Below are 14,942 nucleotides of genomic sequence, written 5' to 3' on the forward strand. Positions count from 1 at the left end.
ATGGCGAAATTAAATAACATGCGTCCTATGGATGTTGTGATGACTGAAAACTACCATATGATTATGGAAGAATATGTCCTACAAGAACGTCCTGTTTTGATCAAAGGTGCAGCAAAGAAATGGCCAGCCTTCACTCAATGGCCTTCCGATGCTTTTGTTAATCTCTGTGGGGACGAAGAGGTTGTCATTAAAAAAGGGGCTAACAAAGATATCACTAAGCCGTGTTCATTAGCATCTTATCTTGATTACATTCAAACAACTGAGGATACAGATCCTTATTACTTAGTTGATTGGAGTTTTTCAAGACAATTTCCCGAGCTCATGAATGATTATGATGTTCCCCTTTATTTTGAAAATTGGTTACGTCGCATTCCCCATGCTGAGCTATTAAGAGAGCAATTTGATTATTTACTCCGGTGGATATACATAGGCGCTAAACACAGTGGATCGTCAATGCATCAAGATATCGTGGGTACTTCGGCATGGAACGCCGTAATAAGTGGCAAGAAGGAATGGGTGTTTTTCGATCCTAATGAGACTGATAACATTTATGAAGGCAAAGCAGATTTGTTTAATCCTGATCTTAATCAATATCCCAATTTGGCTAAAGCAAAAGGTTTAAGCTGCATTCAAGAACCGGGAGATATTGTTTTCACGCCAAGTCTTTGGTGGCATCAAATTAATAATGTAGAAGCTGGTATTTCAGTGACTGAAAACTTTATTAATGAAAGTAACATACATCATGTTGCTAATATATTGTTAAATATAGATATTGAAGATAAAGCATTCATTAATACTTTGCTTAACTATATCCCTGAGTTTAATGCTTTCTTTGATAAAGCGAGCTAATTGACTCAAATAGCACTTCAATAGATAGCTTATTGAGGTGCTATTTTTATTGCAGAAAACATGGATTCTAACGAGTTAATTTTTAAGATTAATATCAAATTTAGCCAAATCACTGACAGAATACACCTTATTAATGGGAGTGTTCATCACTTCACTCAGGACGTACTGATTTATGAGTAAAACTCTTGATCCATTAACCTCAGCACCGCTTCCCTTATTTTTTAGGTATGCATGGCCTTCAATACTGGGCTTATTAGCCATTTCAACAGCCAGTATTATCGATGGTATGTTTGTTGGCCATTGGGTCGGCGCTGATGCACTCGCTGCCATTAACCTGATCAGCCCCTTTATTTCGATCATTTACAGTATTGGATTAATGATTTGTATTGGCACTTCACTGTCTGCTGGAAAACGGTTAGGTGAGAAAGATCCGCAAGGTGCTTCACAAATATTCACTCAATCCTTTATTTTATTAGTGTTTATCTCCAGTATGGTGGTGTTAACTATTACACTGAATTTAAATAACTTTCTATCTTTAATGACTGTGCCGAATGGCTTGTTCCCCTTTATTTATGATTATTTTCACATTTTATTGCCTTTTATCCTCATTCAAATACTGAGTCTATTTCTGTATTTCTTTGTTAAAGTCGATAAACAGCCAAGTTTAGCCGCTGCAGCGCTGATCATTGGAGCATTAACCAATATTATCTTAGATGCCATTTTTATCGTGCCATTAGGGCTAGGGATAAAAGGCGCAGCTTGGGCAACCGGGCTGTCACAATGCATCCAATTGATTTTTCTACTCCGCTATTTTTTTATACCAGAGCGGCAATTATTTTTCGTTGTCCCAACCAAAAAAATCCACGAATTGGCAAAAAGCTGTTTCAATGGTGTATCAGAATTAATCAATGGGATCACCGATAGCATCATGGTGATCATCATTAATTGGATGCTTATTAAACAAGCAGGCGCCATAGGGGTAGCCGCATTTTCGGCCTTAAATTATGTTCTAATGATCGCTATGGTGATCACTTTTGGCTTATCCGATGCTATGCAGGTGCTGATAACCCAAAATTTTGGGGCGAAACAAAGTGAAAGAATTTATCAATTACGTCATCTGGGTTTTATCACCGCTTTCGTCATCGGTGTCATATCTATGCTTAGCATTCTCTTTTTCCCTGAAACAATAGTGGGTTTGTTTATCGGGACCCAACATAGCCAAGCCATCAAACTCGCACAAGAGATGAGTGCCTTTATTTGGCCTTTGTTTATCACGTCAGGCATTAACGCCATTGCCATTGGCTATTTTACCGCGATCCACAAACCTAAACATTCAAGCATACTTGCTATTCTGCGCACCTTTATTCTTCCAAGTGGGTTACTGATCATTACTTTTTGGATATTTCAGGATCTTTCTGCATTAATTGCGCTGCCTTTAGCTGATGGAATCGCCATGCTCTTGGGGTTATCATTGATGATAAAAATGACACCTGAGAGGGTTATTCTTTCTCAAATAACGCAGGAGAGCGGACTAAAAGAGACAAGGCATCTTGTGTGATCTTTTGACTAAAGCCATTGTTTTTGGGATGGTTAGCAGACCATCCCAATAAAAACCGTTGAAAATCAGCCCAAGCAATAACAAACAAATCACGCCACTCACGCTCAAGTTGTGCAATATCGACTTGTGGGTGAGCGTCTCTGACAGCCTTCTTAAGTACCGCAAAATAATGGTGAAGTAATGCTTGAGTGTACTGATGACATTCTTCTTCTGTCAGGCAACTTCCTAAAAAATATGCCACATCTTTCATGCCACAACCCGCACCGATATATTGAAAGTCAACCGCTGCAACTTGATTATCATTTGAAAAACAAAAATTGGCAATTTTAGCGTCACCATGGACTAAGGTTTGAAATCGGCATGCACTCAATATGTGATCAATTTGCTTTGCCGCCATCTTTAGGGGAGAAGAGGGCATGTTTTCAAATTCCTCTAATCTTGTCGCTAAATGCCAGTAAGTCCCCGTTTGCCAAAGGGCTTTCATCCAATCATCTTGAGGATTTTCCTGTACAAATTGCCCATGAAACTTGGCTAACCAAGTTAAACAAGCTTTTGCCTGCTCAAAGCTGGCACTTTGATAACGCAAGGTAAAGCCTTGCGCATCTAAATCACTCAATAGTATAATTTTTTCTTGTTCATTCCCTTCCTTAAAGGGATCGGTAAAGATACCATAACATGTGGGCATTATTGTGCTATTTGAACATAAATGTGCCCAATGGGCGTACCAATGCGCTTCAACATCATAAGAAGTGAGCTTACGCTGAAAAGAAGCCTGCGTATTCCATCCTCTAGGATGATGGTTTTTTAATGGGGGCTGAATGTATTTTACAATGACAGAAGCAGGCTCTTGACCTTGTTGCTCAATAGAAGAATAGGTCAAATGATAACGGCTAATGTCACCATAACCACTCCATAAAGGCTGTATAACAGCCACTTTTTGGACAAGACGCGCATTGAACTGCTTTAATAAAATGGACTCAATGTTCATGGGTACTAGCAACGCACTAAATGAAAGCCAGCATAGTAGCAGAAAGAAGCCAACAAAAGAAAAAGGCTCAAAAAAGCGCCTTTTTTGAAAACTGGCTTTTTGAGATCCGTATTATGCATTTAGATGCAGATCTTGCTTTAGGGCTTAAAGCTTACAAACCCAAAACGTGATGTCGCTTTATTACCATTACTATCATAACATTCCACTAAGAGCTTGCCTGAAACACTGTTAGATTTGCAATAGCGCTGATCACCAGCTGGTGTGATGACGGTCGCATAACTTAAATAATAATAACTCTCTCCAGTGATACTGATCTCATAACGTGTATAAGTTGCATTATAAGTGGATGACCAATTATCACTGCCGGCGTATTTAGCCCCAGTAGAAAGCACAGTGCCATAAGCAACAGGTCCCACACTTGTTATACCATATTGTTCATGATCTTGAGCAGGTTTAGTCAATTGCTGGCTATCTGCCATGGCTTCAAGTTCATCAGCATTAAGGGGTGAACATAATAACAAAGACAATAATAAGCAGCTTGATTTTAAGTATTGCATAGTATCTCTCCTTGATAATGTTTTATAAGCAAAACATGCAAATAACATAAACCATAATGAACATAGAAGATAGGCAATAATTGACCTAATACCAAGCTAAATTAATTGAAAGCAATACAAAATTTCCCCATGCAACCTCAAGCTGCATGGGGCTCACATCTAAAACAAAAACTCAATCAGCAAATGGAAACTCACCAATGAGGCTAATCCCAACGATTAAAAATCATATGAACGCTATGATCTGCGCCTGTCACAAAAACAAAGTAACCGGCTTGTGTATTGGGTAAAGAGCAATACTGAGTGCCAGACGCTAATACTGAACATTGCATGTTCGATGCCACCTCTTCAGTCGTGCGGTAATAGCAATAATCATTCCGATTAGCGATTTCTCTTACGGTATCTCGAGTCGTTCTGGCTAAAACATAACGAAAATCACCGAAGTATCGATAACTACTGGCATCCACTAAATAAGCTTGAGAGTCCATTCCTCCTTGAAGAAGCCCGTCATAGCAATAACCAGGATTAGGCACATATAAGGCCTCTGCATCATTACTATTGTGTATAGCAGGCCAAGTTTCATTACTGTGCTTACTTAAGACAATATTACTGGCATCCACAAAGTCTTTTACAATGACAAAGTCACCCGTATCACTTTCAAGGGTACAAATGCTTGTTCCTCCAATTTGGGCTTCACATTGAATATCATCCGTGCTTGCTTGTGTATATTGACGACACATTGAACCTTCTTCGGCAAATTGCTGTGTTAATTCAGTCAATGCCGCTAGTGCGTATTCTTTAGGATCTGTGTATTCATAATAGAAATCAGAGTACACATTATAGACTTGATTATTTCGAGTGTTACTTTGTGATAACTCGCTATCACATTGGCTAAATACAGGCACATTGATCGTATCTGCTGTCGCATTGGCTTGAAACAAAATACCCACTATTACAGGTAAAAATGCCCTTTGAATCAATACTTTTAACATAAATCCTCCCTTGATCTATTTAAAGCAGGTTAACCTCTTCCAGCCAACAATAGGCTGTAACCTTAGAGGGAAACGCTATTTTTTACAAAAAATACAATTTGAAAACTAAAGCCTAAGAAATTTAACAAAATTAATTAGGTGGCACAGTAAAAAGGGTTTTAAAGCTAATGTCAAAATTAATCCATATAAAATCAGTTTTCTGCTTATTTTGTCACAAAAATGGTGATTTTTTGCCAATCCAATCCATTAAAACAAAGTTATATATAAAGCTTAAAACAGTTAGCAGTTGGCTTAACTTAAATGAAAAGTCAATGTGACGCAGTTATTTTTCTCTGTTATGTATCAATCCCCCTTATCAAACAGCCAAAATGTTAATCAAGTGTTTTTAATTTGTTGCAGTAAAATCAGGGCTATTGTAGTCTTTTTTATCTGCTCAAAAAGAGCAGGGTTTGATTTTAGAATAAAAAATAATCACCTTCCTGTGACTTAAGCCATTTTTATATTGATGAAAAAGCGTGGACAAAGGACATAGGCAAAAAACAACAAGCAAGGATTTCATTTTTATGATCAAAAAGAGCATTCTATCCCTCGCTGTGGCGTTAGCTATCATTCCAGGCGCTACCATTGCAGCACCTCATACATTATCCTCAACACCATTAGATATGGTCATTGCAGACGAAGAACGTCTCATTGATATGTTAAAAAAATCAGGAAAAATTGCCCATAATGCTTCTCTTTCAGAAGCTGAAATCGCGCTTAAAGCCTATTTAACGTCCCGTCAGCAGCAAGAAATACAGAAACGTCGTTTAAGAAAAGCCCCTGTAACTGATCTTTTTGAAATGGAGCCTAAAGTTAGGCAAAAACGTAAAAACCCTTATCGTCATCCCAGCATGGATGGCAAGCTAAGTTCAGGACGCCAATATCACCCTGAAAATATGGTTGAAGAAATCTATGGGGGGGAAACACGTGAAGGGCGTGTGCTGGCTATTTTAATGGAGTTTCCTGATTTTCCTCATAACAGCATCTTGCCAGAAGACAGTAAGATGTATTATGAAGATTACAATCAAGCGCATTATCGCCAAATTTTATTTGGTGAAAATGGCTGGATAGCGCCAAATGGTTTTCATGCCAATTCGTTTAAACAAATGTATGAAGCGCAATCAGGTGGCAGTTATTCTCTCACAGGTGATGTGGCAGGATGGTATATGGCCAGTCAACCCGCTGCTTATTACGGTAACAATATTGATGGAGATGCAGCGAGTTTAGTGCGTGAAGGGCTAGCTGCTGTTGGCATGGATCCCAATGTAGATCTGAGCCAATTTGATATTGAAGACAGATATGATCTTGATGGTGATGGTGATCTCTGGGAGGCTGATGGTCTGATTGATCATGTCATGGTATTTCATTCCAGTGTTGGCGAAGAAGCCGGCGGCGGACAAATCGGGGAAGATGCTATTTGGGCTCACCGCTCAAATTTAAGCAATGTTTTTGCCATCGAAGGCACAAGGACCGATATCCCTTATTGGGGCGGCTTGATGGCCGCTTATGATTATACCATTGCACCGATTGATAGTGCTGTTGGCGTCATTAGCCATGAGTATGCGCATGATTTAGGCTTACCTGATGAATATGACACTAACTACACAGGGAAGGGCGAGCCTGTTTCTTATTGGTCATTAATGTCTTCTGGCAGCTGGGCAGGGGAGATTGGTGGTACTCAGCCAAGTGGATTCAGTGCTTACGCCAAAGAAATGCTGCAGCAAAGTTTAGGCGGTAATTGGTTAAAAGGCGCGAAAATCGATATTAACGATATTCCTCAAAATGGCGTTATCGCTCTACTGGACCAAGCGGTAAGTAAAGGCACCAACTTAGATGCTATTCGTATCGATTTACCCGAAAAGCAGACCGTAATAACCACCCCTGTCAGCGGTGAATACACTTACTTTAGTGGTGCTGGTAATAATTTAAATAACGAAATGTGGACCTCAGTTGATCTTAGTGATGCGACATCAGCCTTTGTGAAATTTAAAACTTGGTACGATATTGAAATTGATTATGATTATGCTTATCTAGTAATCGAAACCAATGAAGGGCAAACCTACTTAGCAGGCAACTTGACCACTAATGAGGATCCAAATAATGCCAATAAAGGTAATGGGATCACAGGTCAGTCAGCAGGTTGGGTTGATGCAGAGTTTGATTTAACGGCTTTCACAGGTCAACACATACAATTGGGGTTACTATATCAAACTGATGTCGCTGTCAGTAATGCGGGTATGTATATAGATGATATCAGTATTGAAACCAATAATGGCCTAATATTTCAGGCCAATGCAGATGACACTGACAATGAAGCCTTCACTTTTGCAGGCTTTAGTGCTGATACAGGCATTCAATTATCAAATCATTATTACTTACTGGAGTGGCGTACCCATCAAGGCGTGGACAAAGGTTTAGCGCACCTTAATGTCCGTGGTGAAACTATGCGTTACGAAGAAGGTTTACTGGTGTGGTATGTTGACGGTCAATATAGTGATAACTGGGTGGGGATCCATCCTGGCGAAGGCTTCTTAGGCGTAGTTGATATGGATCAAACTCCCATATTTTGGAGTGATGGCGAAGTCGCTGATACAAGGTATCAAATTCATGATGCCACATTAACAATCAGTCGTCATGAAAAGCTATTTCTTGATTTAGATGAGGTACTGGGGAAAACAATGCAAGATAATCGTATTAGTGCAAAGCGGACCTTTAAAGATCATCGAGATTATGTTCATGCGTCGATCCCTGATGCAGGTAGAAATATTCCTCAATATGGATTAAACATTCGACTATTAAATCAAAGCGCTGATAAGACAGTTGCCGCTGTGTATCTGTCTCGCTAGTCATTAACCCATTATTTCATGAAACAAGCGAGTAGACATGCTAAGCCATGTCTACTACAAATATCATGAAAACACGCTTTAAAACCATTTTTTGATGTCACCAAAGTTATTTAAAAATAAGTCTGTTAAGCTGAAATGACATTGTTCATCAACAATATGATTATAGATAGTAGATAGTAGATAGTAGATAGTAGATAGCGACATGTTTTGAGGCACTGTGCATGCTTACCTTCCTGCCATCAGTGTACTCTTTTTATCCACTTGGGTTTCATCATCGACCAAGTGGATTTTTTTAACGGCCAATGATCTCCTCTGGCGACCATTAATTCACCAGAACTATACTAAGTAATTTATTTAAAATTAATTACTTAGTATCAAATTTTAAAAACGATAGAAGCTATAAGACTAAAGTCTTTCAGGTGTTGACCTGATGGTGGTATGAATAGAGTTAAGGTCTAATACGCGTCCTTACTTTGAGTGCACTATTTTTCAGCACCTCTTTTTTACGCTCAGTCGTCTTCATCAGCGGCTGAGCGTTTTTTTTATTCGAATTGCCCCCTACATTCCCATATAAACATCATCGAGAAAATCAATGATTGCAACTTAAGTCTTTTATATAAAAATCTAATAGAAACAAGGATAAATTTATCATTTAATACGCGACTTAATAATTTAAGACACTAATTTAAGACCCTAAGGGGAGTAGTCGATATGTCCATTGCTTTTAATAGCCCAATCCACAATCAATATTCGACAAATGATCATAATATCAACCAAAGCACACTATTGAATAGGGCTCACATCACAACAATCAATGCTGGATCACATGAAGGCTATCAATTTAAACAAAATGAATTAAATCTTCGTGGCGTCCTTAACGATAGCAATGTGGTATTTTCTTTTGAAAATGAACTTGACCTTGTTAATGCGGGTTATGAAGCTGTATTAGATTCAAATACACAAATGGATTTTTCAAGCATCATTGAGGCTTATGAGCAAGCACAAATCAAGACAGCATTACCCATACAAATTATAGATAAAGATGAATATCAATTTAATGCTCATGTCGCACCAGGTGGCTGCTTAATGTCAACGAGCAAGCCTAATGGAGACTTATCAGCATATGCTAGCATGCTGAAAAGTTATGATGTTGGGGTGCTCATTTCCATTGATGCTTTTGCTCCTGAAGGGTTAACTGCTGAGCTTAATATCAAAGGCATAGAGCATATTAATGAAGCCACATATTTTATTGAAGACTTTTTCTCTCAAGGCGCATTACCAAAAAACAAGCTAAGTGACATCGTTGATAAAATCAGAGAATATGAAAGCCAAGGGCAAAATGTGGCCATTCATTGTGGCGCGGGAGATGGCCGTTCGGGAACGGTAAAATCTGCTTATATGCTGGATAAAATCGTCACTGAACATTCACAAAGCAATAATTTGTCAAATGAACAAGGAACCGTTAATACTCATTATTATCAAACCGACATCACGCAAGTAGCCAAAAGTGTCAGTGATGCTGTATTGGCCGTCAGAAGCGAAGGCCATCATCGTGCTGTAGAGCGCCCAGAAGATGTCTATGCATTACAAGACATGTACCAACAAATGATGGCATAACCATTTTCATTATCCCCAAGGATGGGGGAAACAGGGGTTCCACAAAATCATTTTATGTGAGTTTATTGCTATGAAAATCTCATTCAGACAAACTTAGAGATATACAGATAAATTAATGCATCTACATTGACCCTATTTACCTTATCTGTATAAAAATCTCACTTCAGCAATGTCCTTCTAATTTATAGCAAGTAACCACTTGTATCAATAAGTTTCTTTTACACAAACTCAAACTTCACTATAAATATCACTTCATGAAGTTCCCAGAGAGTCTATGGTACTCATATCTAGCGTTGGTAGCTACGCACGGAAGATTAATAATCTCGTTGATTATAAAGTCAAGTTTAGGGCTTTATTTATAACAAATCGGTATATTTATTGACCAGTAACAACAAATATTGTAATGTAACATGTAACGTTACATGAAACTTTTAAGGTTAGAGCTATGACTAATAATATAGTTGGACAATATATCAAAGACAAAATACTTCCAAAGGGGGTAACACAAGTTGAGTTAGCCAAAAAGCTTGGGGTTACACGTCAATCTGTATCTAGGGTATTAAACGGGCATAGCGCGCTTTCAAATGAAATGGCAGCAAAGCTATGTAAGGCGTTCAATTTTGACATTGATACACTATTGAAAGTACGGCGTGAAGCTGGAGATAGCAAAATAGAACGTGCAACAGAAAAGGTTAGAAGTTTTACAAGTCAATATCATGCAATTTGCTCAGATGACATTGAAGAATATTTTAGTAGAAAAAAAATTGGAAGGGATGAGTTTCCTCAATTCATTCGAATGCTAGTTAGAGCAGAAAACAAATCACTAATAAAGTGTGATTTTCATGCAGGCGATAACTCGGAAAGAACTGGGTGGGATGGAATAACAGAGACTAACGAAAACTCTGTTCACGTTCCAAAGGAAAATGCAATTTGGGAACTTGGTACTAATCAAGACCCAAGAAAAAAAGCAGAAAATGATTACAATAAGAGCTTGAGCAAAAAATCGAAATTAAACAGCGCAGAAAGAAAGAATACGACTTTTGTTTTTGTAACTCCAAGAAAATGGCCTCAAGGTAAAAGCTGGGCAAAAAGTAAATCTGAACTTGGTGACTATAAAAGTGTTAAGGTGTATGACAGCTCTAATCTTGAGCAATGGATTGAAGTCTTACCAAGTGTTCAAATTTGGTTTACTGAAAAGCTTGGTATTGACACTTCTGATGTATATTCACTAGATTCGTATTGGTATTATTGGAGCAATTCATCAAACCCACAGTTATCTCCTCACTTATTCAAGCATAATCTTAAGTCTCTTAAAAATAGGTTGAAACATTGGTTAGCAGGAAATACAGGACATATTCTCACAATTCAAAGTAGTTCACGTGACGAAGTAGGGGCGTTTCTTGGTGCGGCTTACCTTCTTGACGATGAACTGCGGGATATTTTGGTAAACTTTGTGATTGTTAGCGCAAATAGTGATCTTGCAAAGTTAGCTAAGTCTAGCCAAGACATTATACCCGTGGCATTAGATCCAGAAACTATTAAGAAATGTGTGCAAATTTTCTCAAATAGGCCAGTTGTTATCGCTCGAACAGAAACAGTTAGATTTGATGAAGAGGCAGACATCATTATTGATCTACCAGAATTTGAAGTTTTTGAGCAATCTTTAAAATCAATGGGTTTTAATAAAGCCAAAATAGAACAGTTACAAGCTAACTCTAATCGCTCTCCATCTACACTACGACGCATCTTGGGTAAAACACCTGAAATTCAAGTTCCTAATTGGAGTGTTCATATTAAGAAAAAGTCAGCATTGATCGTTATTTTTCTCGCGGGGTGTTGGAGAAAAAGAAAAGAAGATGATGTAGCTTTCGTAGAAACGTTGGCTTCCGCCATCGGAATTGAGGAGCAAAATATAATTGAACAAGAGTTACTATGTTTAGCAAACATAGACGAGGCTCCTGTGTGGATGGAATCAGATTACAGAGGAGTCTACTCTAAGTTAGATTGTCTTCATGTACTGGGTCCTTATATTAGCGAGGAAGTACTAAATGAATTTTTTCAATTAGCTGAATTACTTTTGTCAGAATATGATCCAGCGTTGGATTTGGATGAGGATAAAAGGTGGGCCGCACCAATTTATGAGAAAACTAGAAAAAGTTCATCGGTATTAAGAAAGAGCATTGCTGAAACTCTAGTCATACTTGCCGTTCACGGAAGTGCACATATTAAGTCTTTAACAAGCACACAAATTCAATACAAGATAGATGAATTAATTACAAAGCTTTTAAAAGATGGTTCATCTAATAATTGGTTGTCCCAAAATGGAGTGTTACGTACTTATGCAGAAGCATCTCCAAAATCGTTTTTGAAAGCAGTAGACAGGGAGTTAAATTCTGAAAACTCCGTATTTGACACAATGTTTGAATCGGTAAATGCTAGTTACTTTAGTTCTTCTCCAAACCGAACTGATATTCTTTGGGCGTTAGAAGTTTTGGCTTGGTCAAATGATTATGTTGTTCTTTCCACCTATGCATTAGCAAGGTTGTGTAAGTATCACTGTGACGATAACTGGGTCAACAAGCCGCTAAATAGTCTAAAGGAAGTACTTCTTCATTGGTTGCCTCATACAAGTTTGAATGTAGGGGAGCGAGCTAACCTTTTAGAATCTATTTTTATCAAGTATCCAGAAGTTGGATGGCAGCTAGCAAAATCGTCGTTTTCACGCTTTGGTTCTTCTTCAGGTACATGTAGACCACAGTGGAGGGATTGGGCTTGTAGCTCGAAGGATACTGTTACTTATAAAGAAAGTTGGGACTATCAAAAAGCTTGTTTAAATTTGCTTTTATCAAAAGAGATTTATTCAACATCGGAGTTGGAAGACATTATAGATATCTCTGACATACTACCGTCAGAATATGAAGACAAAATATTCTCTATTTTTTCAAACTGGGGTAAAACTGCCGATTCATTAGATTTAATTTATTTACGCGAAAAGATACGTTTAAGAACTCGTACAAGAAGAGGAGTTAAACAAAGACAGGTTAAAAAAGAGGACGGTGAATTTAATTTCTTTGATGGTAAAGTTCTTTTGGCAGCGATTCCACCAAGGAATGTAATAGAAGAAAATTCATGGCTCTTTCTAAAGCGGTATGTCAAAGAGTCATTGGATGAAATATATGAGGAAGACCAAGGAAAAGAGTCTTATTCAAAGAGAGAAGAAAGAATTCAAATTGCTAGAAAAAATGCAATAAAAGCAGTATGGAGCGAGTTTAAGGAACTTGGCATTCTTAAATTGCTAGAATATTCTGAAGACGCTTTTGTTGTTGGATGGAGTTTTGCAGATTTTGACGGTAGTCTAAGTAAATCTAGAGAATTAATTTTAAAATTCTATGTAGAAAACAATGGAAAGTTAGACGCCAAGCAATTACGGTTTATTGTAGGCGTGCTAAGCAAATTCAAAGGCCACGTTTTAGAAATATTTTACGACTTAAGAACGAAGTTAATGAGTAGAAATATAGAATTTGATGAAGCGGAGTTTTGTAAACTGTTAGCCTTTGACAAAGTCACGTTCGATTTGGTTAATGAGTTAGGGGAGGAAGTGAATAAGAAATATTGGAGCGAAGTTTGTCCGACATATTTTAAAGGCGATGACTCCGATATAAATGAAATTATTCATAATTTGATTTCGGTTGATCGCCCTCTTGCAGCATTGCAGGTCTCTTATCATACTGGTGGTGAAATAGAAACGGCCACCATGGCTGAATTGCTCGAAGTGGCACTGAAGGCTGACCCAAGTAATGAGATGCAAGTAAATCTTGATGGATATTGGACATGCAAGTTAATTGAAGAATTAAGAGGAAGAGCTGCTCTTGACGAGGCTAGAATGGCTTATATTGAATTCGCCTATGCTCCTATATTAATAGGAGAAGGAAACAAAGGAAGCATTCCTGTTTTAAGTAGCGTTCTGAAAAAAGACACTTTTCAGTTTTTTCAATTAATAGCAATGATGTACCTAAGAAAAGATAGAGCGAATGATTATAAAGAGCTAGGTTTACCCGCAGAAAAGGACAAAATTAAAGGTTTGGCTGAGAACGCATATCATATTCTAAGAAATGTTTCATTTGTCCCTGGCGAAGACGAAGTTGATCTCGATTCGAAAATCAAAGCTGGAATTAATTGGATTTCAACTCTTCTAGAAATAGCAAATAAGCATGACAGGCTTGCAGTTACAAAAATTCATGTTGGAGGCTTATTAGCAAACTGTGGTAAGGGAGCTGACAACGTTTGGCCAAACGAACTATCGCGTTCACTTCTTGAACATTTTTGCGATGATGATATGGCAAGCAGTTTTAAAACAGAAAAATATAATAAACGAGGAGCGACTTGGCGTCCTTCACCTAATAATGGAGACCAAGAACGAGAAATAGCAAAGGGCTATCGCAAAGATTCCCAGGCTATCTTAATGGATTTCCCTTTTGTATCTTCAGTACTTCAAGATATTGCTGACGGGTATGAAAATGAAGCAGAAAACCATGATCAGCAAGGTCGGTTAGAAAGAAAAATTCGCCACTAGTTTAAGGAAATCTTGCCATGTGTATACAAAAGAGATTTAACTTAATATAAATTTTAGTAAAACAGTTATTAACCTCGAAGACTGTACCGAAGAAGAAATTAATAGTTTTGAGCGTTTCGTATCTATCGGTGATGAAGTTAACACCATCGGTTTACATGTACTAGCTCAGACCTGATCTGAGAGTTACCCGTTTTTTGAAGGGCCTGTTAGATTTGAGCTAGTACACCTAAAATCACCTAGATATTCGAAAACTTGGTCATCAAAGTCTATTTGTTTTACTCAAAACTTATAAGATGAGGAGCCAGTAAATGTTCAACTTTTACGGGGGTTTTTGTTTTAACTTCTTGAATGATATTTAACAACGTTTCTGTATTTAATCTCAACTTATCTTCCAGGTCGTCAATAGCTTCTCTTAACTGAGCATTTCTAGCCATTAGAGCTTCTCGAGTTTTACGGTTGGCAAACAACTGCTTCTCTTTAGTATTGAGGCTTAGTGATTTGAGTTGCTCTTCTGTATACAGAGCTATGATTTTCTTACGGTTTACAGTGCTTAGAGTACTTAGGCCACCATTGACTAAACCTCTATATTTAAGTCTGTCATGAAGGGTTTTAGGCGTAATAGGGGAGTGTTCAAAGCCTTCTTTAAGCATGAGCATTAATTCTTTTTCAATCGCATCGTCAAGTTTTTTCCCTCTAAGCATTTTGCTCTCCTTTTAAGTGTTCTAGTGCAAACAAGTCAGCTAGCGTAGTAATTTTCTCTTCTGATTTTTTATGTCCAAGTTTAGCTATATGTCTTTTAGTATCAATCAACAACGAAATTCTCTCTAGCCTAACCAAGTTATCAAGGTTTGAAGAGGTATAGTGAATTTGGCCACCTACTTAGAGACTGTATAATCAGTTTCATATCAATATAGGTGACACAATGA

At 37.8% G+C, this 14,942-nt stretch carries 9 protein-coding genes; 5 read left to right on the forward strand and 4 right to left on the reverse strand.

What is annotated here, in order from left to right; translation table 11 throughout:
* Positions 1-849: a cupin-like domain-containing protein gene (locus Q0791_RS07065; RefSeq protein WP_299004189.1), complete on the forward strand. Its 849-nt coding sequence runs from the start codon at positions 1-3 to the stop codon at positions 847-849.
* Positions 850-1,021: 172 nt separating this feature from the next.
* Positions 1,022-2,407 carry an MATE family efflux transporter gene (locus tag Q0791_RS07070; protein ID WP_299004190.1) on the forward strand — a complete coding sequence of 462 codons (1,386 nt, stop codon included), beginning with the start codon at positions 1,022-1,024 and terminating at the stop codon, positions 2,405-2,407.
* Here Q0791_RS07070 and Q0791_RS07075 read toward each other — a convergent pair.
* The 3 genes from Q0791_RS07075 to Q0791_RS07085 form a co-directional block, all read right to left on the reverse strand.
* A complete protein-coding gene (locus Q0791_RS07075; protein WP_299004191.1) occupies positions 2,349-3,395 on the reverse strand; it encodes an oxidoreductase family protein in 1,047 nt (348 codons plus the stop codon). The genes Q0791_RS07070 and Q0791_RS07075 overlap by 59 nt on opposite strands.
* A gap of 137 nt (positions 3,396-3,532) precedes the next feature.
* A complete protein-coding gene (locus tag Q0791_RS07080; RefSeq protein ID WP_299004192.1) occupies positions 3,533-3,952 on the reverse strand; it encodes a hypothetical protein in 420 nt (139 codons plus the stop codon).
* Between the two features lie 203 nt (positions 3,953-4,155).
* Positions 4,156-4,941, reverse strand: a complete 786-nt coding sequence (locus tag Q0791_RS07085; protein WP_299004194.1) for a hypothetical protein — start codon at positions 4,939-4,941, stop codon at positions 4,156-4,158.
* A 563-nt stretch (positions 4,942-5,504) separates the two neighbouring features.
* On the opposite strand from Q0791_RS07085, the gene Q0791_RS07090 reads away from it, so the two are divergent.
* The 3 genes from Q0791_RS07090 to Q0791_RS07100 all read left to right on the forward strand — a co-directional run bounded on the left by Q0791_RS07090 (position 5,505) and on the right by Q0791_RS07100 (position 14,016).
* On the forward strand, positions 5,505-7,826 hold the full coding sequence (locus Q0791_RS07090) for an immune inhibitor A domain-containing protein (protein WP_299004196.1): 2,322 nt from the start codon (positions 5,505-5,507) through the stop codon (positions 7,824-7,826).
* Between the two features lie 711 nt (positions 7,827-8,537).
* The gene (locus Q0791_RS07095; protein WP_299004198.1) at positions 8,538-9,443 is read left to right on the forward strand and encodes a dual specificity protein phosphatase family protein; all 906 of its coding nucleotides are present in this window, start codon (positions 8,538-8,540) and stop codon (positions 9,441-9,443) included.
* A 445-nt stretch (positions 9,444-9,888) separates the two neighbouring features.
* The gene (locus Q0791_RS07100) at positions 9,889-14,016 is read left to right on the forward strand and encodes a helix-turn-helix domain-containing protein (RefSeq protein ID WP_299004200.1); all 4,128 of its coding nucleotides are present in this window, start codon (positions 9,889-9,891) and stop codon (positions 14,014-14,016) included.
* Between the two features lie 275 nt (positions 14,017-14,291).
* On the opposite strand, the gene Q0791_RS07105 is transcribed toward Q0791_RS07100, so the two are convergent.
* Complete coding sequence (locus Q0791_RS07105) at positions 14,292-14,717, reverse strand: hypothetical protein (RefSeq protein WP_299004201.1); 426 nt, start codon at positions 14,715-14,717, stop codon at positions 14,292-14,294.
* Between the last annotated feature and the right edge of the window lie 225 nt (positions 14,718-14,942).

Origin of the sequence: uncultured Shewanella sp., from assembly GCF_947495455.1 — a bacterium.
Lineage (GTDB): Bacteria > Pseudomonadota > Gammaproteobacteria > Enterobacterales > Shewanellaceae > Shewanella.

Coding starts and splice junctions, on each gene's coding strand:
- Q0791_RS07065 (WP_299004189.1), top strand. CDS start 1: ATGGCGAAATTAAATAACATGCGTCCTATGGATGTTGTGATGACTGAA.
- Q0791_RS07070 (WP_299004190.1), top strand. CDS start 1,022: ATGAGTAAAACTCTTGATCCATTAACCTCAGCACCGCTTCCCTTATTT.
- Q0791_RS07075 (WP_299004191.1), bottom strand. CDS start 3,395: ATGAACATTGAGTCCATTTTATTAAAGCAGTTCAATGCGCGTCTTGTC.
- Q0791_RS07080 (WP_299004192.1), bottom strand. CDS start 3,952: ATGCAATACTTAAAATCAAGCTGCTTATTATTGTCTTTGTTATTATGT.
- Q0791_RS07085 (WP_299004194.1), bottom strand. CDS start 4,941: ATGTTAAAAGTATTGATTCAAAGGGCATTTTTACCTGTAATAGTGGGT.
- Q0791_RS07090 (WP_299004196.1), top strand. CDS start 5,505: ATGATCAAAAAGAGCATTCTATCCCTCGCTGTGGCGTTAGCTATCATT.
- Q0791_RS07095 (WP_299004198.1), top strand. CDS start 8,538: ATGTCCATTGCTTTTAATAGCCCAATCCACAATCAATATTCGACAAAT.
- Q0791_RS07100 (WP_299004200.1), top strand. CDS start 9,889: ATGACTAATAATATAGTTGGACAATATATCAAAGACAAAATACTTCCA.
- Q0791_RS07105 (WP_299004201.1), bottom strand. CDS start 14,717: ATGCTTAGAGGGAAAAAACTTGACGATGCGATTGAAAAAGAATTAATG.